Here is a 22,826-nt window from a genome sequence, read left to right as displayed (position 1 = left end):
CTGCTCGATTCGACCCCGCAGGCGCAGGACGGAGTGGAACACCGCTCCGACCAGGGTCGGAGCGGTGTAGCGGACGAGTCGGCCTGTACGCCGGATTCTGTCTCCCCAGCGCCTCGCGGCCCTGGGGGAGGCGGCCATCCATCTACGACTGCCGTTGCCGACAGCCTCCTGCGGTCTACCCGCGGACTCGGGCCGGCTGCCCTCGAACGCCCGCGCAGAGCCGTTTTACAGCGGCTCTTCTTGACCTTGCTCCGGGTGGGGTTTACCTAGCCGTCCAGGTCACCCTGGACGCTGGTGGTCTCTTACACCACCGTTTCACCCTTACCGGCGGCCTCGCGGCCTCCGGCGGTCTATTTTCTGTGGCACTGTCCCGCGGGTCACCCCGGGTGGGCGTTACCCACCACCCTGCCTTGTGGAGCCCGGACGTTCCTCGGCGAGATCCTGAGACCTCGACGCGGCCGCCCGGCCGGCTCGTCCGCCGTGCCGACCATGCTACCCGCCGCCGGGCCGGCTCCGGAGAGGTCGGGGCTGCGAAGCCGCAACATGCGTAGGACGGCGGGGCATGGTTCCGAGCGTATGGCGGCGGCACGGCGAGCGCGGTGGGGGAGTGCGCGGGGAGCACGGCGAGGCGGTACGCCGTGGGGCGTGCGCGGGCGCTCACCGCGAGCCGCTGTGGCCGACTGTGTACGGGCTGCGTAAGGGCTGCGTACGGGCCGCGCACCGGCCGCGTACGCATCGCCCATATCCGCCGGATCGGACCTGTATGCCGGAGGCCTTAGGCTGCGGCGGGGGTTTTGTTCGGCCGTCAGCCCGCGCCGCCCCGCACCGCCTGCCTCACCCGCATTGCGTGCATCACCCGTACCGCCCGTACAAGGAGAACATCGTGCTCGTGCTGTTGCCCCCGTCCGAAGGGAAGGCCACCGGCGGAACCGGTCCGACACTGGAGCCGGCCGGACTGTCCCTGCCGAAGCTCGCGCAGGCGCGGGCCACGGTATTCCGGGAGCTGGTCGAGCTGTGCTCGGCGGACGAGGAGAAGGCACGGACCGTGCTCGGGCTGAGCGAGGGGCTGCGCGGCGAGGTCGCGAAGAACGCCGCGCTGCCGACCGCCGGTACGCGGCCCGCGGGCGAGATCTACACGGGCGTGCTGTACGACGCGCTGGGCCTGGCCACCCTCGACGCGGCGGCCCGGCAGCGGGCGGAGCGCTCGCTGCTGGTGTTCTCCGGGCTGTGGGGCGCGGTACGGATCAACGACGCGATCCCCTCCTACCGCTGCTCGATGGGCGTGAAGCTGCCCGCGCTGGGGGCGCTCGGGACCTACTGGCGCGCCCCCATGGGCAAGGTGCTGCAGGAGGCCGCCGGGGACAGCCTGGTGCTGGATCTGCGCTCGGCCGCGTACGCGACGGCCTGGAAGCCGAAGGGCGAGGTCTCGGCGCGCACGGCCGGCGTACGCGTCCTCCACTCGAAGATCGTGGACGGCGTCGAGAAGCGGTCGGTGGTCAGCCACTTCAACAAGGCCACCAAGGGCCGGATCGTGCGGGACCTGCTGACAGCGGGCATCGAGCCGAAGGCGCCCGCCGAGCTGGCGGAGGCGCTGCGGGATCTGGGGTACGCGGTCGAGCTCACGGCCCCGACGCGGGTCGGCCGGGTGTGGCTGCTCGATGTGATCGTCACGGAGCTGTGATCGTCACGGAACTCTGAGGCGGCAGCCTGCGACAGCCTGCGACAGCGTTGCGTCTTGCGCAACGCTCGTTGCACAGAATGTCCGGCGGCGGCAGGATGGGCAGCGTGACTAGCGCTGCCCCCTTCCCCGCCGCCCCGAAGTCCGTCCTCGATCTGGCCCCGGTCGTACCGGTCGTCGTCCTCGACGACGCCGCCGACGCCGTGCCACTGGCCCGCGCCCTGGTCGCGGGCGGGCTGCCCGCCATCGAGGTGACCCTCCGCACCCCGGCCGCCCTCGACGCCATCCGCGCGATCGCCGCCGAGGTACCGGACGCGGTGATCGGCGCGGGCACGGTCATCACCCCCGAGCAGGTCGCGGCTGCGGTCGAGGCCGGATCGCGCTTCCTGGTCAGCCCCGGTTGGACGGACCGGCTGCTGGGCGCCATGCGGGCGTCCGGAGTGCCGTTCCTCCCCGGCGTCTCGACCGCCTCCGAGGTCGTCGCGCTGCTGGAGCGCGGCGTCACCGAGATGAAGTTCTTCCCGGCGGAGGCCGCAGGCGGCACCGCGTACCTCAAGTCACTCTCCGCACCACTCCCCCAGGCCCGCTTCTGCCCCACCGGCGGCATCGGCCTGGCCTCGGCTCCCTCGTACCTCGAACTGTCCAACGTCGGCTGTGTCGGCGGCACCTGGATGCTGCCCGCGGACGCGCTGGCGACGAAGGACTGGGCACGGGTGGAGCGGCTCGCCCGCGAGGCGGCTTCGCTGCCGCGGGCTTCGGTGGGGCGTTGAGCGCGCGGCGGTGTTGAGCGGCGCGTCTCCGCGTTGGGCGCGGGCCCGGCGCGCAGCGGGTCCATCCGGCCCAGGCCCACGGACCGCGCCCGCGCGCAGCGGCTTCGCTGCCGCGGGCCTCGATGTCACGCTGAGCAGCCTGCGGCGTTGGGCACGGGGACGGTAGGTCGCGGCGGTGTCGGGCTCAGGACCAAGGGCTGGTGCCCACAAGGCGGCTTCGCCGGCGCGGGGTTCGCCGGCGCCGAGTTCGCCGGCGCGTTGAGCGCACCGCGGCGTTGAGCGGCGCCCCACCGCGTTGGGCGCGGGCCCCGCGCGGGCTTGGTGAACCCGGGCCGGTCGAACCCAGGCTCTTCGAGAGCCCGCCGTTGCCCATCGGCCCGTGAGCCGCGAACCGCTGAGCCGGATAGCACCGCGCCGCACCGCACCCCGCAGCGCCCCGCCCCAAAACGGCTGCGCCCCGAGGCGGACATCGTGTCCGCCCTCAGGGCGCAGCCGGATTCCAGGACCCGCGCGTACGACGAACCGAACCGCAGCCCGAAAACCACCCGCAGCTACCGCAGGTGCCCCGTATCGTTCAGCAGCCGCACCGACGCGTTGCCGTCGCCGTAGTACGCCAGAGCCGAGAACGAAGCCGCCGAGAGTTCCATCCGGAACAGGGACTCCGGCGGGGCGCCGAGCGCGAGGCGGACGAGGGTTTTGACCGGCGTGACGTGTGTGACGAGCAGCACCGTCTTGCCCGCGTAGCGCGCGAGCAGCTTGTCGCGGGCGACGCCGACGCGGCGGGTGACCGTCGCGAAGGCTTCGCCCCCGCCGGTGGGGGCGGTTCTCGCGGAGGCCAGCCAAGCGTCGAGGTCTTCGGGGTAGCGCTCCCGCACCTCGGCGAAGGTCAGGCCCTCCCAAGCCCCGAAGTCGGTCTCGCGCAGGCCCTGTTCGATGCGGACGTCGAGCCCGAGGCGGCCCGCCACCGCCTCAGCGGTCTCGACGCAGCGCCGCAGCGGCGAGCTGACGACGGCCTGGACGGTGCCGCGCGCGGCCAGCGCGACCGCGGCCTGCTCGGCCTGACGGCGGCCCGCGGCGGAGAGTTCGGGGTCGGTGCCGCCGCTGCCCGAGAAGCGCTTCTCGGGAGTGAGGGCCGTCTCGCCGTGCCGGAGCAGCACGAAGGTGGTGGGCGTCCCCAGATCGGCGGTGGCGGCCCAGCCGACCGCGGTGACCTTGGGCTCGCTCAGCGGCTCGGCGATCGGGTCCGGGAGCGTGCCCGCCCCGACGGCCGAGGCGGCGGAGGTCCCGGCGGGGGCCGACGCCCTCGCCGCGGCCGGCGTGCGGAGCGCGGCCATGGACTCCGCGGGCTGCCACTTCTTGCCCCGCTTGGCCGCGTCCATCGCCTCGTTGGCGAGCCGGTCCGCGTGCTTGTTCTTCTCGCGCGGAATCCACTCGTACGAGACCTGGCCGACCGGCAGGATGCCCTTCGCCTCGGCGGCGAGCGGGCGCATGTCCGGGTGCTTGATCTTCCAGCGGCCCGACATCTGCTCGACGACGAGCTTGGAGTCCATCCGGACGTGGACCTCGGCCTCGGGATCGAGCGCCTTCGCGGCCCGCAGGCCGGCGATCAGCCCCCGGTACTCGGCGACGTTGTTGGTCGCCGTCCCGATGCCATCGGCGGCCTCGGCGAGCGCTTCGCCGGTCGCCGGGTCCAGCACTACCGCGCCGTAGCCCGCGGGCCCCGGGTTGCCCCGGGAGCCGCCGTCGGCCTCGACCACGAAGCGGCGGCGCGCCTGGTGAGCGGCGGCCATCTGCTCAGAGCCCCGATTCGGGCGTGCGGACCAGGATGCGGAGACAGTTCTCGCAGCGCACCACGGTGTCCGGAGCCGCCGCGCGGACCTCGTTCAGCTCGGTGATGTTGAGCTCCAGCCGGCAGCCCTCGCAGCGGCGCTGGAAGAGCCGGGCCGCGCCGACGCCGCCCTGCTGCTGGCAGAGCTTGTCGTACAGCTTCAGCAGGTCGGCGGGGAGCGTCGCGACGGTCAGCTCGCGCTCCTTGGCGACGGCGGCGCTCTCCGTCTCCATCTCCGCGAACGCGGCGTCGCGCCGGGTCGCGGCGTCGGCGAGCTTGGCTTCGAGGGAGGCGACGCGGCCGGTCAGCTCGGCGGCGCGCTCCTGGGCGGACTCGCGGCGCTCCATGACTTCGAGGACGACGTCCTCCAGGTCACCCTGGCGCTTGGCGAGCGAGACGATCTCGCGCTGGAGGTTCTCCAGGTCCTTCGGCGAGCTGACCGCGCCGGAGTCGAGGCGCTGCTGGTCGCGGGCGGCGCGCTGGCGCACCTGGTCCACGTCGTGCTCGGCCTTGGTCTGCTCGCGAGCGGTGTCGCTCTCTTCGGTCGTGGAGGCGACGAGCAGGTCGCGCAGCTGCGCGAGGTCGCCCTCCAGGGTCTGGATCTCGGCGTGCTCCGGCAGGCTGCTGCGCCTGTGCGCGAGCTGCGCGCTGCGGACGTCCAGGGCTTGGACGTCGAGGAGGCGGATCTGGTCGGCGGGCGCGGCGTTCAGCTTGGGGCTCCTGGGCTGCTGGTTGGGGCGGGAAAGGTTCAGGGGGCGTCGGTCGGGTCCGGCGCCGGGGAGGCCGCGTGCGCGGTCCACGGGTCGGTGACCGTACGGGAGACATGGGTGCGCAGGCCCCAGCCGTGCCGCTCGGAGACCGCGTCGAGCTGGGCGGCTGCCTGCTCGCACCACGGCCACTCGGTGGCCCAGTGCGCGGCGTCCACGAGCACGAGCGGGCTCTGCCGCTGGGCCTCGGAGGCCGGGTGGTGGCGCAGATCGGCGGTGACGTAGGCGTCGACCCCGGCGGCGCGGACCTCGTCGAAGAGGCTGTCGCCGGAGCCGCCGCAGACGGCGACGGTACGGATCGTGCGCTGCGGGTCGCCCGCGACGCGGATGCCCTGCGCGGTGCGCGGCAGCCGGGCGGCGACCCGTTCGGCGAAGGCGGCCGGCGTCTGCGGTGCGTCGAGCTCGCAGATCCGGCCGAGGCCGCGACGGCCCGCCGGGTCGCTCGCGTCGGGCACCAGCGGACCGGTGACCCGCAGGCCGAGCGCGCCTGCGAGGGCGTCCGAGACGCCGGGGTCGGCGCGGTCGGCGTTGGTGTGCGCGACGTGCAGCGCGATGTCCTGCTTGATCAGGGTGTGCACGACCCGGCCCTTGAAGGTGTCGGCCGCGACGGTCGTCGTGCCGCGCAGGTAGAGCGGGTGGTGCGTGACGATCAGGTCGGCGCCGAGCTTCACGGCCTCGTCGACGATCTCCTGCACGGGGTCGACGGCGAACAGCACCCGCCGGACTTCCGCGCCGGGGTTGCCGACATCGCCGCAGACGGTGCCGACGGCATCCCACTGCTCGGCCCGCTCGGGGGGCCACAGGACATCGAGCGCGGCGAGGACTTCAGACAGTGCGGGCACAGGTGAGAGGTTACCTCCCAGCTGTGCCCGCGCGGTGAGTCGCTGCTTGACGGATACGGGCTGGGGTGCGGGCCGGGGCGGCACGGGGGTACGGGCGGGGCGCGGCCACGGATGCGGGCGGGGCCGGCCGGGGCGCCGGTGCCGCGCGGGGGCGCACTGGGGGAAACGCCCGCCCCGCGCCCGCCTCTCTTCACCCCCGCGCCCGGCCCGCGTCGTACGCCTGCTCCCGTGCGCCTACTCCCGTACGGCTACTTGACGAGATAGCCCCGGAGGTCGCCCAGGACGCTGTCGGCCGCGGTGACGCCGAGGCCGAGGTACCAGGTCTCGTCCGGCACGTCCTTCGCGTGGCCGGCCTTGACCGCGCCCAGCTTCTTCCAGAGCGGGTTGTCCTCGGCCTTGTTGCGCTCGGTGGCCTTGGCGTCGCCGTAGACGCCGGTGAAGATCCAGTCGGCGTCGGCGTCGGCGATCTTCTCCGGGCTGACCTCCGCCGCGAGGTCGTTGACCTGCTGGTTCTTCGGCCGCGGCAGGCCCGCGTCGTCGAGGACGGTGCCGATGAAGGACGCCTTCGCGTAGAGCCGGATCATCTCCGGCATGTAGCGCGGCATCGTGATCGTCGGCTTCTTGTCGCCGATGTCCTCGCCCAGCTCCTCGACCTTGGCCCGGTACGCGGCGAGGTTCTTCTTCGCCGCCGCGGTCCTGTCCAGAGCCGACGCGTTGAGGAGGTAGTTCTGCTTCCAGGTGAAGCCCGGACGGATGGAGAAGACGGTCGGCGCGATCTTCGAGAGCTGGTCGTACTTGTCCGCGGCGCGCAGTTGGCTGCCGAGGATCAGGTCGGGGTGCAGCGCGTTGATGGCCTCAAGGTTGAGGTTGTTGACGGTGCCGACGCTCTTGGGGTTGCCGGCGGCCTTCTTGAGGTAGCCGGGTATGCCGTCGTCGCCCTCGGTGGGGCTGAAGCCGACCGGCTTCATGCCGAGCGAGACGACGTTGTCGAGCTCGCCGACGTCCAGGACGACGACGCGCTTCGGCGCGGACGGGAGCTCGGTGCTGCCCATCGCGTGCTTCACGGTGCGGGGGAACTCGCCCGGCTCGGCGTCGCTGCCCATCGCATCGCGGCGGTGTCCTTGGCGGCCTCCGTGAAGTCCTCGCCGCCCTGCGCGACGGACTTCTTGTCGGCGGCCGTGCCCCCGGCGTCGGCCCCGTCGCTCTTTTCGCCGCCACAGGCCGCGAGGGAGAGTGCGGCGGCCACGGCGAGGGCGACGGCGGCGGTACCGCGGCGTCGTAGGGACATGACGGGCTCCTGACAGGGTCGAACGAGGACGGCCCAGCAGGAAATGACGCTTAGGCGACCCTGACCTTAAGCGCCGCTCACTCCGCCTCGGCAACCGCATGGCCTGTGGTTCAACCGCGTGACCTGTGGTTTCGATCACCCGACGCGCCCCGAGCACATCCGGAGCCGTCGCCTCAGCCGAACCGGGCAACAGGCACCCGTATGTGTGAAGCGCCTCCAGCGGCGGTGTTCGGCAGGGAGTGCGATAACTACTTTCGGTTGCAGGAGGTGACCGTGTGATGACGGCCTGTGTCACCGAGGGTGCCGCGCTGAGCGGCAGCCCGCATCGGGCGGGTTTGACCATTGCCGCTGACGGGGCGTACGCCGCGCGGCTGGTGCGGAGTGGCGGATTCGGCGGGTCCGGCGGGCCCGGTGGGAGCGCTGGGTCCGGTGGGACCGGCGGATCCGACGGGTTCGGCCGGAACTACGGATCCGACCGGAACGATGGCGCGAGCGGGCGCGGCGGGCCAGGAGGGCCCGACTGGCACGGGGAGCGCGGCGGACACGGGGACGGTCGGCGCGGCGGGCCCATGGTGTCCGGGGCCACGGCACCCGGGGCTATGCCGCCCGGGTTCATGGCGTCAGGGTTCATGGCGTCAGGGTTCATGGCGTCAGGCGGCTGGTACCCCGAGCGCTGGACGCTGGACGGCCCCGAGCCGTACGCCGTCCCGCTGGCGGGCACCCAGCCCGAGGAGGCCGACAGCGAGTTGCTGCCGCTCGCCGACGGGCGGGTGCTGATCCGCCGCCGGGTCGCCGACCGCTACGCGTTCTCCCTGCTGTACCCGACCGGTCCGCAGACCGGTGAGCTGCCGCTCGGCTCCGTCGAATGCCCGTGGCTGACCCTGCTGCCACCGGCCCCCGGCGGCTCGGCCGTCTACGCTCTCGCGCCCGGCGAGCGCTCGACGGCGGTCTGGCTCGTATGTGGCGGAACGTTTGGCCCAGAGCACATCGCCGAGATCCGGGGCCGTTGTTCGGGCGGCGCCTGGCTGGACCGCACGGGCCGGATGCTCGCCCTCGACCGCGAGCTGGAGGGCCGGACGAAGACGGTCGCGGTGGATCTGCGGCGCGGCGGCGAGGTGACCCCGCTCCTCCAGATCGCGGAGCACAGCAACGACCGCCTGCTGCTGGCCGATCCGGACAGCGGACTGCTGCTCGTACACTCTGACGCGCCCGGCCACGACCGGTTCGGCTGGGGCGTACTCGGCAGCCAGCGGCCGGTGCGCTTCCCGGAGGGACTACTGCCCGAGGACGGCACGTCCATGGTGCCCTTCGCCGTGCAGCCGGGGCAGGACCTGATGCCGGAGCGCTGCGCGGTGGCGCTCCGCGTCGACGGCGCGCAGGGCAGTTGGGCCAGCGTCTGGCGGCCGTCGGACCGGCGGTCGAACCCGGTGGCCACGCCGCCCGGCTGGCTGGCCGGCGCGGGCCTGTGGACGCGGGAGGGTCAGCTCCTCCTCCCGTACGCCACCGCGCAGACGCCCTGCGGGCTCGCGCGGGTACGGCCGCCCGAGGCGGCCTGCGACCTCGACACGGGCGGCATCCCCCACGCCTCGGCCTCGCGGCGCCGGCCGGGGGGAGCGGGCAGGTCTCGGACCTCGTCGGATTCATCGGTTACTTCAGTCACATCAATCACGTCGATCACGGGTATGGAGTCGGCCACGGCGACGTCATCAAGCGTGCCGGGGCAACCGGAGGAGGAAGGCGACGAGCGGACGTTGGTGCTGCGGCCGGTGCCACTGCAACAGGCGCCGCTCACTCAGGCGCGTTAGATCGCGCGGTGGATACCGGATCATCACACTGGTTACTGTGTTCGGCCGGGGCGAGCAACCTCCGCCGAACACAGCACGTCGAACACAGGACGCCGCACGCAGCACGCCGAACACAGCACGCCGCACGCAGCACGCCGCACGCAGCGATCCACGGAGCGAATTGCCACATGCCCATAGCCCGCAGTGAGACGAACGACGCACGCCTCCAGAACAGCGCGGACCAGCCGACGGGCCACGGAAAACACCGGGGCTCGACCTCGTCCAAGGAGGCCCCCGACCTGGCCAACGGCGGCCGCCACCGGCGCGACGAACCGGCGGCCGACCGCTAGCCGTGCTTGCGGCTAGCCGTGCTTGAGGCCCAGCACCTCAGTCGCGGCGAAGGTCTCGTTCGGCGGGCGCTCCGCGAAGTACGGCGTGAGCAGCCCGTCGAGTTCCTCGTAGCTGAACACCTCCTTGGCGGTGTCGAACTTGGCGGCCACCTTGGGCCGGTCGACGAGCGCGACCATCCCGCCGTGGACCACGAAGACCTGCCCGCTGATGCGCTCGGCCGCCGGCGCGGAGAGATAGCCGACGAGCGGTGAGACGTGCTCGGGGGCGAGGATGTCGAACGCGCCCTCCCCAGCCGGCCCGCCTTCCTGACCGGCGGGGATGGACGAGAAAACGTCCTCGGTCATCCGGGTACGGGCGCGCGGGCAGATGGCGTTGGCCGTGACGCCGTACTTGCGCAGCGCGTCCGCGGTGGAGGTGGTGAGGCCGACGATGCCGCCCTTGGCCGCCGCGTAGTTCGGCTGGCCCGCTGATCCGGCCAGGAACGCTTCCGAGGACGTGTTGACGATCCGTCCGTAGACCGGGCCGCCCGCCGCCTTGGACTGGGCGCGCCAGTGCGCGGCGGCGAAGTGCGTGGTGTTGAAGTGGCCCTTGAGGTGGACGTGGATGACCGAGTCCCACTCCTCCTCGGTCATCGAGAAGACCATCCGGTCCCGCAGGATGCCCGCGTTGTTGACCAGGATGTCGAGCGATCCGTAGGTGTCGATCGCGAGCCGCACCAGGCCGCGCGCCTGCTCGAAGTCGGCCACGTCGCCGAGGTGCGCGACGGCCGGGCCGCCCGCGGCCCGGATCTCCGCCACGACCTCCTCGGCCGGAGTCGCGGAGGCTTCGCCCGAGCCGTCGCGGCCCGGCTGGCCGAAGTCGTTCACCACGACATTCGCGCCGAGCCGCGCCAGTTCAAGAGCCTCGGCCCGGCCCAGGCCCCGGCCCGCACCAGTGACGATCGCGGTCTTCCCCTGCAAGTACATCTGCGCTCCCTGGAACGGACGGTGGACGGTGGGCGGGAGTAACGGGCTTCGGGCCGCACGCTCGGATCGAGATGCTCAGATCGAGATGCAGGTGCGCAGCGCCTCGCCGGTGCGCATCTGGTCGATCGCGTCATTGATCTCGGCGAGCTGTACGCGGTGCGTGATGAGACCTTCGAGATCGATACGGCCCGCGCGCCACAGGGCGATGGCCCGCTCGTACGACCGGAGCACGTCGCCGCCGCCGTACATCGAAGGCAGGATCTTCTTCTCGTCGAAGAACAGCTCGAACATGTTGACCTGGAAGAAGTCGTCCATGGCCCCCGCGCCCACGATGCAGAGCGTGCCGCCGCGCCGGGTGTTGTCGTACGCGACGCGGGCGGTGGCGGACTTGCCGACGACCTCGAAGACGTAGTCGAAGCCCTCGTTGGCGGTGACCCGGCTCTTGGCGTCGGCGAACCCTTCGGGCGACACGGCTTCGGTGGCGCCGAAGCGCAGCGCGGCTTCGCGGCGGGACTCGACCGGGTCGACGGCGATGATCTGGGCGGCGCCCGAGGCCCGCGCGCCCTGGATCGCGCTGATGCCGACCCCGCCGCAGCCGACCACCGCAACCGATGAGCCGGCCTCCACCTTCGCGGTGTTGAGCGCCGCGCCGAGCCCGGTGGTGACACCGCAGCCGATGAGCGCGGCGATCTCGAACGGCACGTCGTCCGGGATCGGGACGGCGCAGCCCGCGTCGACCACGACCTCCTCAGTGAAGGTGCCGGTTCCGGCGAAGCCGAAGACATCGCCGTCGAGGCGCTTGAAGTTGGGCGTGCCGGCGTTCATGAATCCGGCGAGGCAGAGTTGCGTCTGACCCCGCTTGCAGGCCGGACAGCTGCCGCAGGCGGGCAGCCAGCAGACCAGCACCCGGTCCCCCTGGGTGAGGCCGGTGACGCCGTCGCCCACGTCGATGATCTCGCCCGCGCCCTCGTGGCCCGGTACGAAGGGAGCGGGCTGCGGCAGCACGCCGCTCATCGCGGAGAGGTCCGAGTGGCACAGGCCGGTGGCCCTGATCCGGAGCTTCACCTTTCCGGGGCCAAAGCCCACCGCCTCGACGTCGTCGTGGACTTCGAGCTTGTCCTGCCCTATCTCGTGCTGTATGGCTGCGCGCACGGTGCGGCTCCTTCCGAGCGGACGGGCTGAGTCGGGGGATTTCAGGGGTGAGTTCGGGGGTGAGTTCGGGGGTGAGTTCGGGTGAGTTGTGGCTGGGGGCGGGGTCAGGGTCGGGGCGGATCGGGCCGATGGAGGACCGGCTACACGGGCTCGATGACCGTGTCGGCGAGGACCGGCGCGTCGTCCCGTTCCACGGCGGTCACCGACACCTGGATACGACGGCCGTTCTCCGACTCGGTCCGCCACATCCGGACGCGCAGCGTCTCGCCGGGGAAGACGACTCCGGCGAAGCGCGTGCTGTAGGAGCGGACGCGCGCGACGTCCCCGTCGAGTGCGGTGTCCACGACGGCCTTGAGCGCCATGCCGTACGAGCACAGGCCGTGCAGGATCGGCTTGTCGAAGCCCGCGAGCTTGGCGAACTCGGGGTCGGCGTGCAGCGGATTCCAGTCGCCGGAGAGCCGGTAGAGCAGCGCCTGGTCCGGGCGAATGGGGCGCTCGACCGTCAGGTCCGGTGTCCGGTCGGGCAGTTCGAGCCGCGCGGAGGGGCCGCGTTCGCCGCCGAAGCCGCCTTCGCCGCGTACGTAGATCTGGGTGTCGGAGGTCCAGAGCGGGCCGTCGGCGTCGGCGACCTCGGAGCGCAGCACGATGACCGCTGCTTTCCCCTTGTCGTGGACGGCGGCGACCCGGGCGGTCTGGGTGGCACGGCCCGCGACGGGCAGCGGGCGGTGCAGCTCGATGCGCTGGCCGCCGTGCAGCACGGCGGCGAGGTCGACGTCGATGCCGGGGGCGGACAGCCCGCCGCCCGCGGCCAGCGCCCCGCCCGCGACGGTGGCGAAGCTGGGCAGGACGTGCAGCCTGCTCTCCAGCGTGTAACGCAGCTCGTCGGGGTCGGTGGCGGCGTCCCGCCTGCCCGGCACCGACCCGGCGCCAAGACCGAGGTGGTAGAGCTGGACGTCCTTGTGGTCCCAGGCGAGGTCGGTCTCGCGCGGCTCGGCCGCGATGGCCTCGGCGACATCGATGGGCATCGGTGTACTGCTCCTTCACCACGGTTGCTCACGGCTGTCTGAAGACCCCGGCGCGGCCGTCCGCACCGTCGGACGCACCGGGGTCGTGCAGGACCGGCCGACAACGCGCGATCCAGCGCGCTCCTTCCAGCCCGCTCGATCTAGAACGCGTTCTAGCCGATGGCCACCATGTATAACGCACCCCCCTGAGCTTGTGAAGACGCCTGACGACTAGTCAGATGCGCGACTGCGGCCACGCCGGGCCATGACATTCGTCCCGGCCGACCGTCGCCGACATCGCGGCGACGGGCCGCCTCTCCCCCGCGACGGTCCGCAACTACCTCTCGGCCGCGATCGGCAAGACCGGCACCCGAAACCGGATGGAGGCCGTACGGGCGGCCCGCCGGCAGGTTGGCTCTGAGGCGGCATTGGGCGCGGCAGGGGCCTTTGAGCTGTTGGATGCGACAGTCGGCCTCGAACCTCGGCAGGGTCGGACCGGGGCCCGTCGGACGATGGCCTAGTTCCCCCCCTTCTTGGCGATATGGATTGTGACGGACTCCGGGCCCTCGTTCTTCGGCTCCACGATCGCGAACCAGTTCTCCTGCTCCATGCCCTTCACAGGAACCAGCATCGGCCCGCCCACACCGGCGAATCCCTGCCCCTTCGGAACGGGACCGACTTCCTGGAGCGAGCCGCCTTTCCAGGTGGCCACGACCTGCTCCACGCCCCGTTCCACCTGGCCGACAAGGAACGTGGGAGCCGGGCTCCGATCGGGAGCGAGCTCGTAGCTCTCGAAATGGCCCGACGGCTTGTCCTCAGGGTCCGGATTCTCGTCCTGCACCCGCGTGGACGATTTCCCGTCCACGATGACGTGCACGAAGTGCCAGCCGTTCCGGCGGCTGGGAGACCGCCCGTCATGCCCTCGCGGAGCGTCACCGCGCTCGGCCATCTCCCGGTACTGCGCGACCGCTTCCCAGTCAGCCTTCGGCGCACCCCAGACCTCGATGGTGACCTTCCAGTCGTGGCCGCCGTCGCGGCCGCTGCCGAGGGTGGTCCGTTGTGGTCGGAACACATGGCGCTGCTCCGCCGAAGCCGAGGCGGAAGCCGAGGCCGCCACGCTCGTCCCGTCCCGGTCCGCCCCGCCCACGACGCCGGCCAGCGCCAGCGTCCCCGTCGACCCGGCGATCACCAATGCCGTGGCCCCCGCCACCGCCCACCTGCGCGCCGTGCGTCGGCGCCCCCCTCGGACCACGGCCTCGTACGGGACGGGCCCCACTATCGCCGCCTGTGCGGCGTCGGCCAGCCGACCCGCGATGCCGCCCTGTTCCTGGTCCGCTGCCTCGTTCATCGTGCCTCCCCTCGGTTTCCGACCGCCTCGGCCAACGTCGGTATGGCGCGGAGCTTCGCCAGCCCCTTCGCCGCCTGGCTCTTGACGGTGCCCGTCGAACACCGCATCGCCTCCGCGGTCTGGGTCTCGCTCAGGTCTTCCCAGTAGCGCAGCACCACCGCTTCGCGCTGCCTGGGCGGCAGCCCGGCCAACGCGCTCAGCAGCGCCGCGCGGTCGTCGGCCTGCTCCATCGGGTCCCGGCGGTCGGGCTGGTCGCCCTGTGCGCCGAGGGCCGTGTCCGGGCCCTCGGGATCCGAGCGCGCGGGCGCCAAGAACTCCTTGAGCTTCCTGCGATGCCGTCTCGCGTGCGCGTTGATCATGACGCGGCGGACATACGCGTCCGGATCTTCGGCCGCGCTCACCCGCCGCCACGCCACGTAGACCTTCTCCAGGGATGTCTGGACCAGATCCTCTGCCGCGTGCTGCTCCCCCGTCAGGAGGAATGCCGTGCGCAGCAGCCTCGACCAGCGCCCCACCACGAATCCCCGGAACTCTTCGTCCAGAGCTGCTTTCCCGTCCCCCATGGGCACCTCCTACTCATAGGAGTCCACGAGGCCCGCGAACCGTTGCCCCCAACCGTCCCCCGGGCCGGGCCGGCCCCGGCGCACCCGGCCCGGCCCGCCCGCCCTAGGGCTTCCGCAGGAGGGTGACCACCGCCGCGCCGCCGAGGCCGACGTTGTGCGCCAGCCCCACCCGCGCGCCCTCGACCTGCCGGGGCCCCGCCGTCCCCCGCAGCTGCCAGACGAGTTCGGCGGCCTGCGCGAGGCCGGTCGCGCCGAGCGGGTGGCCCTTGGAGATCAGCCCGCCGGACGGGTTGACGACCCACCGTCCGCCGTAGGTGGTGGCACCGTCCTGGACGAGCTTGCCGGACTCGCCGTCCGCGCACATGCCCAGCGCCTCGTACGTCAGCAGTTCGTTGACCGAGAAGCAGTCGTGCAGCTCGATCACGTCGACGTCCTCGATGCCCAGCCCGGACGCCTCGTAGACCTGCCGCGCCGCCGCGCGCGACATGGGCTTGCCGACCACGTCGATGCACGAACCGGAGGCGAAGCTCTCCGGGGTGTCGGTGGTCATCGCCTGCGCCGCGATCTCCACCGCCCGTTCCTCCAGGCCGTGTTCAGCCACGAAGCGTTCCGAGACGACGACGGCCGCCGCGGAGCCGTCGGAGGTCGGCGAGCACTGGAGCTTGGTCAGCGGATGGTGGATGGTCCTGGCGGCGAGGATCTCCTCGACCGTGTAGACGTCCTGGAACTGGGCGTTGGGGTTGTTCGCCGAGTGCCGGTGGTTCTTCTCGCCGACCGCCGCCAGCTGTTCGACGGTGGTGCCGTAGCGCTCCATGTGCTCGCGCGCCGCGTTCCCGAAGAGCTGCGCGGTGGGCGGCGTCATCTCGAAGCCGTGCGCCGCCGCCATCACGCCGTAGTGCCGGGCGACGGGGGAGGTCTTCCCCGCCGCCTGCGAGTCGCCGCCGCCGGTGCTGCCGCCGAGCGCGCCCTTGGCCATCTTCTCGAAGCCGAGCGCGAGCACGCAGTCGTTGATCCCGCCCTCGACGAACTGCCGCGCCATCATCAGGGCCGTCGAGGCGGTCGCGCAGTTGTTGTTGACGTTGTAGACGGGGACGCCGCTCAGGCCCAGCTCGTAGACCGCGCGCTGGCCGGCCGTGGACGCCTGGTAGCAGTAGCCGACTGGCACCTGTTCCACCCGGTCGTACGGAATCCCGGCGTCCGCGAGTGCCCTGCCGCCGGCCTCCTTCGCCATGTCCCAGTACTGCCAGTCGCGTGTCTCGGGCTTCTCGAACTTCGTCATGCCCACACCGACGATGTACGCCTTCATGTCCCGTTCTCCCCTTCGGTCACGCGTCCCGCACGAGTCCGCACGAGTCCAGCACGGCATCGGCGGAATGATCCAGCGCGAGTTCCAGCCGCCGTCCGGTCCCGCGCCGTTCGCTCACGCACCCGCAGTTCAGTCACGCGGGAGGCCGAGGATGCGCTCGGCGACGACGTTCAGCTGCACCTGGGTGGTGCCTCCCGCGATGGTCAGGCAGCGCGACATCAGGAAGCCGTGCACGCCCCGTTCGCCTGCCCCCTCGCACACCGCGCCCGCCGGCCCCAGCAGCTCCAGGGCCAGCTCGGCGACCTTCTGCTGGTGCGGGGTCTGCACGAGCTTGCGGACGCTCGCGCCCGCGCCGGGCTCCTGGCCCGAGACCTGCTGGAGGGTGGTGCGCAGCCCGATGCACGCCAGCGCGTGCGCCTCTGCCGCGAGCCCCCCGACGCGCTCCCGCACCGCCCCGTCCACCTCCGCCGAGCGCTCGATGAGCGCCTCCAGACCGGTGTCGAAGGTCATCTGGTCGGCCATGTGGACGCGTTCGTTGCCCAGGGTGTTGCGGGCCACCCGCCAGCCGCCGTTCACCTCACCGACTACCGCGTCCGGGGCCAGCGACGCTCCGTCGAAGTAGACCTCGTTGAACAGGGCGTCCCCGGTGATCTCCTTGAGTGGCCGGATGTCGATCCCCGCCGTCCGCTTCATGTCCACCAGGAAGTACGTGAGCCCCTGGTGCTTGGGGGCTTCCGGGTCGGTGCGGGCCAGCAGGATTCCGTAGTCCGCCCATTGCGCGGCCGAGGTCCACACCTTCTGCCCGGTGATCAGCCAGCGCCCGTCGCCGGTCCGCTCGGCCCTGGTGCGCAGCGACGCGAGGTCGGACCCCGCCCCCGGCTCGGAGAACAGCTGGCACCACAGCACGTCGCCACGGAGCGTCGGCAGTAAGTACTGCTCGCGCTGCGCCTGTGTGCCGTAGGCGATGAGCGAGGGCACCACCCAGGTCCCGATGCCCAGATCGCTCAGCCTGGCCCCGGCGGCCCGCAGTTCCTGCTGCACGGCGAGCTGCTGTACGGGGCCGGCTCCCAGCCCGTACGGCTCCGGCAGGTGCGGGGCGGCGTAGCCGGTGGGCGCGAGGGCGCGGCGCAGGGCCGCCGGGTCGTCCGGCCGGTCGAGCCCGGCGCGCGCGCTCTCGATGACGGCGCGCGCCCGTTCCTGGTGCGCCCCCGCCGAGGGCGGCAGCTCGAGCCGCAGCTCCCGCCGCACGCCCGCCGCCGCGAGCCGCGCCGCGCGCAGCCGATGGCTGCCGCCGGCTCCGAGCAGTTGACGCGAGACGGTGGCCCGGCGCAGATACAGATGGGCGTCGTGCTCCCAGGTGAAGCCGATGCCGCCGAGGATCTGGACGCAGTCCTTGGCGCACGAGAAGGCCGCGTCCAGGGCGGTGGCGGCGGCCAGCGAGGCCACCAGCCCGCGCGCCCGCGGACCCTGCGTACCGGCCCGCGCCGCGTCCCAGGTCAGCGCCCGCGCCTGCTCGACGCGCACGAGCATGTCGGCACACAGATGTTTGACCGCCTGGAACTGCCCGATGGGGCGGCCGAACTGCTCGCGCACCTTGGCGTACTCGGCGGCGGTGTGCAGCGCCCAGCCGGCGATGCCGCACGCCTCGGCGGAGAACAGCAGGTGCGCCAGATCCCGTACGAGGCCGGCGTCGACCGGCAGCGCACGCCCGGCCGGAACCTCGGCGCCGCGCGCGCCGACCTCGGCCGTCGGCCGGGTCGGGTCGGCGCTCTTTTGGGCCCGTACGGTCAGGGTCGCGGCGTCGACGGCGAACCAGAGCGTCCCGGCCGCGCTCTCCGCCGCGAGCACGATCAGATCGGCCTCGGCCCCGCCCAGCACCGGCGGCGCGACCCCGTCCAGCAGATGACCGCCGCCCTCGACCGCTACGGCGGTCAGCGAGCCGGCGCCGAGGGCGACCGCGCCGATCCGCCGCCCCGACGCCAGGTCGCGCAGCAGCGCCGCGCGCTCGGCTTCCGCCCCAGTACGGCTTCGGGTCTCGCCCGCGACGCCGCCCCCTGCCCCAGCGGCACCCCCGGCCCCCGCTTCAACACCAGCCCCGTCCCCAGCCCCGTCCCCAGCCTCGGCCAGAAGCGCCGAGGCCAGCACACTCGGCAGGTACGGACCGGGCAGCGCAGCCCGTCCCAGCTCCTCCAGGACGACGGCCAGGTCCAGCAGCTCCCCTCCCCCGCCGCCGCACTCCTCCGGGAGGTGCGGCCCGAGCAGGCCCTGTTCGGCCAGCCGGTCCCAATAGGCGGGCCGCTGCCCGGCCGGGGGCGGCGCGTCGAGCAGCTTGCGCACCTCTTCGGGTGGCACGACCCGTGCGGCCCAACCCCGCACGGACTCGGCCAACTCCCGTTGCTCTTGCGTGATTCCGATGCTCATCCGCATCCTCGCCGGTCGCAGGGCCAGAGACCCGGCCACACTAGAACACGTTCCATTCTGACGGAAGGTCAGATACGTGCCGGATGTCCATCGGATGTCCATCGGATGCCCGCCGGATACGTGCCCGGATGCGCGTCGGGACACGGGCCCCCGCCTCCCGAGGGAACCAGTCCGCGCGGCCCCGAAGGCGCGAACGCACCCCCCGGCCGCTCCCACGCACACCCCCCCCCCCCCCCCCCCCCCCCCGCGTGATCGCCGCGTTCGAGGCGGCGAAGGGCTTCATGCCCGTCGACGAGGGCCTCGCCCTATACGCGGCGGCGGCCGAGGCGGCCAACCGGCTCGGCCTCCCGCTGATCGAGGTCGGTACTTACTGCGGACGATCGACGATCCTGCTGGCCGCCGCCGCCCGCGAGGCGGCCCAGGGCAGCCCGCTGTGCGTGGCCGTGACCGTCGACCACCACCGCGGCTCCGAGGAGCAGCAGCCGGGCTGGGAATACCACGACCCGAAGGTCGTCGACCCCGAGGTCGGCCGGATGGACACGCTGCCCACCTTCCGCCGCACCCTGCACGCGGCCGGGCTGGAGGACCACGTGATCGCCGTCGTAGGCCGCTCCCCGCAGGTCGCGGCGGTCTGGGGCAGGCCCGCCGGGCTGGTCTTCATCGACGGCGGCCACACCGACGAGCACGCCACCGCCGACTACGAGGGCTGGGCCCCGCATGTCGCGCCGGGCGGCTGTCTCGTCATCCACGACGTCTTTCCCGACCCGGCCGACGGCGGCCGGGCCCCGTACCGGATCTACTGCCGCGCGCTCGCGTCCGGCGCGTTCAGCGAGGTCTCCGCGACCCGCTCGCTGCGCGTCCTGCGCCGTACCGGCGAGCGGATCTAGCGGACGCCGATAGCATCGCGGCGTGTCCTACGGCAGCTTTCCCCCTACGCCCCGTCGCCTGGGCGGCACCCTCGTCATCGTGCTGGCCGCACTCGTGCCCCTCTGCTTCGCGGGCTGGCTGGTGTGGCGCTCGGTGGACGAACCGGACCCGGACGGGCCGACCCGCCTGACGCCGCCCGGCGCGTCCGCGTCCGCGCACCCGGGAAGGGCCGGTGACACGGACGGCGAGAACGGCAGCAGCGGCAAGCCCGGCGACCGCGACCGGGCCGACGCCGGGGACGGCGACGCCGCCAAGAGCGGCGGCGCGGGCGGCAAGAAGGACGATGAGAAGACCGGCGGATCGTCGGCCGACAAGCCCTCCGAGGACAAGCCGCTCAAGGGCAAGGTCGTCGTCATCGACCCCGGCCACAATCCGCGCAACCACGACCACTCCGCCGAGATCGCCCGCCTCGTCGACATCGGCTCGACGCGCAAGGGCTGCGACACCACCGGCACCTCCACCGACGCGGGCTACGCCGAGGCGACCTTCACCCTGGACGTCGCGCACCGCGTCCGCACCCTGCTCGAAGCGCGGGGCGCGACGGTGAAGTTCACCCACGACGGCGACCGCCCGTTCGGCCCGTGCATCGACGAGCGCGCCGAGGTCGGCAACCGGGCGAAGGCCGACGCGGCCCTGTCCGTGCACGCGGACGGCGCGCCGGTCGGGGACCGCGGGTTCCACGTCATCCTGCCCGCGGTGGTGCGCGGCGGCGGAGTCGACACCTCCGCCATCAGCGCCCCGTCGCGCCGCCTTGGCGGCGACCTCGTCTCGCAGTTCACGAAGGAGACCGGCAGCAAGCCCGCCAACTACCTCGCGGGCGGCACCGGCTTGGATGTCCGCGGTGATCTCGGGGGGCTCAATCTGTCGACCGTGCCCAAGGTGTTCATCGAGTGTGGCAATATGCGCGATCCGCGGGATGCCGCACAACTGACGAGCGCGGCTTGGCGGCAACACGCCGCACAGGGGATGTCGAACGGCCTAGAGAGCTTCCTGAAGAGGTAGAAAACGGCAGCTCGGATGGCGACTCGGGGAAACGGCGACCCCGGTGGCCCGGCAGACACCCCACGGGAACGACCGATAGATTCATCCGTACGATGGGGGGCCGACCCCCGCGCCCCGCTCCGCGCACCTGGCGACAGCGACCGCGATCGTCTGCCCCGCCGACGACTCCGACGGCACCGACGAGACCGATGAGACCGACAAAGGACTTCAAGTGAACATCCGCTCCCTCACACGAGGCGACGGCGTGGTGATCGGAGCAGCGGTGTTGCTGTTCATCGCCTCGTTCCTCAACTTCTACTCCATCGATGGCTGTGCCAACAGCGACGCGTCGTTCTGCGACTCGAGCGCGTGGGAGCCCTCCCTCTTCCCCCTTCTCCCGACCGTCACGCTGGCCGGGCTGATCGCGGCGGGGCTCATCTGCTTCGCGCGCCTCCAGCCGACCGGTCGCAAGATCGGCGGCCTCGGCCTCGACCAGTGGGGTGTCGCCCTCGCGGTCTTCACCGCCTGGTCCGCGCTGTGGACGCTGTTCCGCGGTCCCGCGCAGATCAGCCCGGGCGTCGGCGGATTCCTGTCGCTGGTCGCCGCTCTCGCGATGGCCGCGGTGGGCATGCTGAGCGCCAAGGTCCCGGCCCTCCAACTGCCCCTGCTGGCCGCCCCGCGCCCGCAGGCCCCGTCCCCGTACGGCGCCCAGCAGCCCCCGGCCGGCTACGGCTACCCGGGCGGCCCGCAGCCCGGCGGCGCCTCCCCGTACGGCGCGCAGCCCGGTCAGCCCGGTCAGCAGCAGCCGTACGGCGCGCAGCAGTCGCAGGGCGGCCAGCCCGCTCCGGCGGCGGCGCAGCCCGGCCCGGCGGCCGGCGGCTCCGACTTCGCGCCGTTCTGGTTCGCGGTGCCCGTCGCCCGTTCGCTGTACGGCGAGGACGGCTCGCCGACGCCGATCGCCGAACTGGCGCCCGGCACCTGGTACCTCGCGGTGGACCAGCGCGGTCCCGCGCTCATCGCGCAGACGCAGGACGGCCGTCGCGGCCTGTTGCAGGACACCACCGGCATTCAGCGCGGCTAGTGCCCCTCCCGGCAGGCTTTGCCTCGTCGCGGCGCTAGTCACTCCGACCGGCAGCGCACCCGGCCCCTCATCCGAACCCGGATGAGGGGCCGTTGCCTTGTCCGCCGCATGCCGAGTCCACCGAACCCGGGCGCCGTTGCCTTCGTCCGCACCCGGCCCGTACGATCACCGACCTGACGCGACGTCAGACATCGGCAGGGAGGGGACGGCATGCGGCTCGGTCTCGCGCTCGGCTACTGGGGTCGCGGCCCCGACCCGGGGCACGTCGAACTCGCCCAGGAGGCCGAGCGGCTCGGCTACGACTCCGTCTGGACGGCCGAGGCCTGGGGATCGGACGCCTTCACCACGCTCACCTGGATCGCCGCGCACACCTCGCGCATCCGGCTGGGCACCGCCGTCGCGCAGATGGCGGCCCGCACCCCCACCGCCACCGCGATGCACGCGCTCACCCTCGACCATCTCAGCGGCGGCCGGATGATGCTGGGCCTGGGGCTCTCGGGACCGCAGGTGGTGGAGGGCTGGTACGGGCGGCCGTTCCCCAAGAGCCCGCTGACCGCTACCCGCGAGTACGTCGACGTGATCCGCCAGGCACTCCGCCGCGAGGGCCCGGTGGAGCTGGCCGGACGCTTCCACAGCCACCCCTACAGCGGCACCGACGGCCCCGCGGGCACCGGCCTGGGCAAGCCGCTCAGGTCCATCACCCACCCGCTGCGGGCCGAACTGCCCATCCTGCTGGGCGCGGAGGGCCCCAAGAACATCGCGCAGACCTCGCGGATAGCCGACGGCTGGCTGCCGCTGTACTGGTCGCCGGTGCGCACGGAGGTCTACGAGGCCTCGCTCACGGAGGCCCCGAAGGGCTTCATGGTCGCGCCGATGGCACGGGCCCAGGTCTGCGACGACGTCGCCGAGGGGCTGTTGCCGGTCAAGGCGATGCTCGGCTTCTACATCGGCGGGATGGGCCACGCGGCCCGTAACTTCCACGCTGACCTGATGGCCCGGATGGGCTTCGGGGACGAGGCGCGGCGCGTCCAGGAGCTGTTTCTCGCGGGCCGCCGCGCGGAGGCCGTCGACGCGGTGCCCGACGCCTTCGCCGACGAGATCTCCCTCGTCGGGCCGCGGAGTCGCATCGCGGAGCGGCTGGAGCTGTGGCGCGCGGGCCCGGTGACCGACCTCCTGGTGACCGCCCCCGACCCGGCCACGCTACGGGTGCTGGCCGAGCTGAACAGCTGACGGCGCACCAGGCGGGCGGAGGGGCGCACGGGCGCGCCAGTGCGCCGGTGCGTCAGCGGGACAGGGCGCACACAGCGGCACTCCGGGGGCGCGCGCTCCTACAGTCCGCCCCCGCCGACAGCGTTTGCCGATCTCCGATCCGGCAACACGTTCGATATGACCAGACGTTCTCGCAGTGGAGGAAACGCGGCCGCCACGGTCGTGGTCGTGATCGCCGATATCGCCGCGGCCATTCTGGCCCTATGGATCCTGATGTACCTGTTGGACGCCAACCGCGCCAACGATCTGGTCGACTTCGTGCACGACGCCGCCCGCTGGCTCGCGGGCTGGTCGCACGACCTGTTCACGATGGACACCGACTGGGTGCGCGTCGTGCTCAACTACGGCCTGCCCGCGCTGGTCTACCTACTGATCGGGCACGCGATAGCCGGACGCATCCGGCGCGCCTGACCCCGAAGCCGCTCGGGCCGTCCCCCCTCGGCCCGAGCCCCCCGTCCGCACATCCCGTCCCCCGCCGGCCCATCCCCAGCCGGCCGACAC

19 protein-coding genes, 1 other RNA gene and 2 pseudogenes are annotated in these 22,826 nt (G+C 72.6%); 10 read left to right on the top strand and 12 right to left on the bottom strand.

From position 1 onward, the window contains the following. Positions 1-70: 70 nt before the first annotated feature. Positions 71-474, bottom strand: an RNA gene (gene rnpB / locus QMK28_RS16205) — RNase P RNA component class A. Positions 475-883: 409 nt separating this feature from the next. Between rnpB and yaaA the strand changes: the two genes are divergently transcribed. Together yaaA and eda are read left to right on the top strand one after the other, a co-directional pair. After that, entirely contained in the window at positions 884-1,681 is a 798-nt protein-coding gene (gene yaaA / locus QMK28_RS16200; protein ID WP_326438440.1) for a peroxide stress protein YaaA, read from the top strand. A 95-nt stretch (positions 1,682-1,776) separates the two neighbouring features. Next, the gene (gene eda, locus QMK28_RS16195) at positions 1,777-2,448 is read left to right on the top strand and encodes a bifunctional 4-hydroxy-2-oxoglutarate aldolase/2-dehydro-3-deoxy-phosphogluconate aldolase (protein ID WP_326438438.1); all 672 of its coding nucleotides are present in this window, start codon (positions 1,777-1,779) and stop codon (positions 2,446-2,448) included. A gap of 551 nt (positions 2,449-2,999) precedes the next feature. Here the strand turns inward: eda and QMK28_RS16190 are convergent. The 4 genes and pseudogenes from QMK28_RS16190 to QMK28_RS16175 form a co-directional block, all read right to left on the bottom strand. Further along, complete coding sequence (locus tag QMK28_RS16190; protein WP_326438436.1) at positions 3,000-4,238, bottom strand: bifunctional RNase H/acid phosphatase; 1,239 nt, start codon at positions 4,236-4,238, stop codon at positions 3,000-3,002. 4 nt (positions 4,239-4,242) lie between these two features. Continuing rightward, positions 4,243-4,986, bottom strand: a complete 744-nt coding sequence (locus tag QMK28_RS16185) for a zinc ribbon domain-containing protein (RefSeq protein WP_326438473.1) — start codon at positions 4,984-4,986, stop codon at positions 4,243-4,245. Between the two features lie 38 nt (positions 4,987-5,024). After that, entirely contained in the window at positions 5,025-5,885 is an 861-nt protein-coding gene (locus tag QMK28_RS16180) for a Nif3-like dinuclear metal center hexameric protein (RefSeq protein ID WP_326438434.1), read from the bottom strand. A gap of 248 nt (positions 5,886-6,133) precedes the next feature. Next, a pseudogene (locus tag QMK28_RS16175) lies at positions 6,134-7,173 on the bottom strand (ABC transporter substrate-binding protein). Between the two features lie 629 nt (positions 7,174-7,802). On the opposite strand from QMK28_RS16175, the gene QMK28_RS16170 reads away from it, so the two are divergent. Together QMK28_RS16170 and QMK28_RS16165 are read left to right on the top strand one after the other, a co-directional pair. Next, the gene (locus tag QMK28_RS16170) at positions 7,803-8,978 is read left to right on the top strand and encodes a hypothetical protein (protein ID WP_443050739.1); all 1,176 of its coding nucleotides are present in this window, start codon (positions 7,803-7,805) and stop codon (positions 8,976-8,978) included. A 167-nt stretch (positions 8,979-9,145) separates the two neighbouring features. Then, entirely contained in the window at positions 9,146-9,307 is a 162-nt protein-coding gene (locus tag QMK28_RS16165; protein ID WP_326438430.1) for a hypothetical protein, read from the top strand. 12 nt (positions 9,308-9,319) lie between these two features. On the opposite strand, the gene QMK28_RS16160 is transcribed toward QMK28_RS16165, so the two are convergent. The 3 genes from QMK28_RS16160 to QMK28_RS16150 all read right to left on the bottom strand — a co-directional run bounded on the left by QMK28_RS16160 (position 9,320) and on the right by QMK28_RS16150 (position 12,450). Then, positions 9,320-10,273: a 3-oxoacyl-ACP reductase gene (locus QMK28_RS16160; RefSeq protein WP_326438428.1), complete on the bottom strand. Its 954-nt coding sequence runs from the start codon at positions 10,271-10,273 to the stop codon at positions 9,320-9,322. A gap of 75 nt (positions 10,274-10,348) precedes the next feature. Beyond that, a complete protein-coding gene (locus QMK28_RS16155) occupies positions 10,349-11,425 on the bottom strand; it encodes a Zn-dependent alcohol dehydrogenase (protein WP_326438426.1) in 1,077 nt (358 codons plus the stop codon). A gap of 140 nt (positions 11,426-11,565) precedes the next feature. After that, positions 11,566-12,450, bottom strand: a complete 885-nt coding sequence (locus QMK28_RS16150; protein ID WP_326438424.1) for a MaoC/PaaZ C-terminal domain-containing protein — start codon at positions 12,448-12,450, stop codon at positions 11,566-11,568. A gap of 263 nt (positions 12,451-12,713) precedes the next feature. Between QMK28_RS16150 and QMK28_RS16145 the strand changes: the two are divergent. Next, positions 12,714-12,850, top strand: a pseudogene (locus tag QMK28_RS16145) (LuxR C-terminal-related transcriptional regulator); the annotation flags it as partial. Positions 12,851-12,946: 96 nt separating this feature from the next. Here the strand turns inward: QMK28_RS16145 and QMK28_RS16140 are convergent. The 4 genes from QMK28_RS16140 to QMK28_RS16125 form a co-directional block, all read right to left on the bottom strand. Continuing rightward, complete coding sequence (locus QMK28_RS16140) at positions 12,947-13,777, bottom strand: hypothetical protein (RefSeq protein ID WP_326438422.1); 831 nt, start codon at positions 13,775-13,777, stop codon at positions 12,947-12,949. After that, positions 13,774-14,340: a SigE family RNA polymerase sigma factor gene (locus tag QMK28_RS16135; RefSeq protein ID WP_326438420.1), complete on the bottom strand. Its 567-nt coding sequence runs from the start codon at positions 14,338-14,340 to the stop codon at positions 13,774-13,776. The genes QMK28_RS16140 and QMK28_RS16135 overlap by 4 nt, the downstream gene beginning before the upstream one ends. A 103-nt stretch (positions 14,341-14,443) precedes the next feature. Next, a complete protein-coding gene (locus QMK28_RS16130; protein WP_326438417.1) occupies positions 14,444-15,646 on the bottom strand; it encodes a lipid-transfer protein in 1,203 nt (400 codons plus the stop codon). Positions 15,647-15,775: 129 nt separating this feature from the next. After that, entirely contained in the window at positions 15,776-18,067 is a 2,292-nt protein-coding gene (locus QMK28_RS16125; protein ID WP_326438415.1) for an acyl-CoA dehydrogenase, read from the bottom strand. Positions 18,068-18,348: 281 nt separating this feature from the next. On the opposite strand from QMK28_RS16125, the gene QMK28_RS16120 reads away from it, so the two are divergent. The 5 genes from QMK28_RS16120 to QMK28_RS16100 all read left to right on the top strand — a co-directional run bounded on the left by QMK28_RS16120 (position 18,349) and on the right by QMK28_RS16100 (position 22,736). Then, complete coding sequence (locus tag QMK28_RS16120; protein ID WP_326438471.1) at positions 18,349-18,954, top strand: class I SAM-dependent methyltransferase; 606 nt, start codon at positions 18,349-18,351, stop codon at positions 18,952-18,954. A 22-nt stretch (positions 18,955-18,976) separates the two neighbouring features. Next, positions 18,977-19,996, top strand: coding sequence for an N-acetylmuramoyl-L-alanine amidase (locus tag QMK28_RS16115; protein ID WP_326438413.1), 1,020 nt, complete (start codon positions 18,977-18,979; stop codon positions 19,994-19,996). A 211-nt stretch (positions 19,997-20,207) separates the two neighbouring features. Then, positions 20,208-21,056: a hypothetical protein gene (locus QMK28_RS16110; RefSeq protein WP_326438411.1), complete on the top strand. Its 849-nt coding sequence runs from the start codon at positions 20,208-20,210 to the stop codon at positions 21,054-21,056. A 210-nt stretch (positions 21,057-21,266) separates the two neighbouring features. Then, positions 21,267-22,286, top strand: coding sequence for an LLM class F420-dependent oxidoreductase (locus QMK28_RS16105; RefSeq protein ID WP_326438409.1), 1,020 nt, complete (start codon positions 21,267-21,269; stop codon positions 22,284-22,286). Positions 22,287-22,442: 156 nt separating this feature from the next. Next, complete coding sequence (locus QMK28_RS16100; protein ID WP_326438407.1) at positions 22,443-22,736, top strand: hypothetical protein; 294 nt, start codon at positions 22,443-22,445, stop codon at positions 22,734-22,736. Positions 22,737-22,826: the final 90 nt, after the last annotated feature.

The sequence above is a fragment of the Streptomyces sp. H27-D2 genome, assembly GCF_035828615.1.
GTDB lineage: Bacteria > Actinomycetota > Actinomycetes > Streptomycetales > Streptomycetaceae > Streptomyces.
This window is presented reverse-complemented; position numbering and strand designations above follow the sequence as displayed.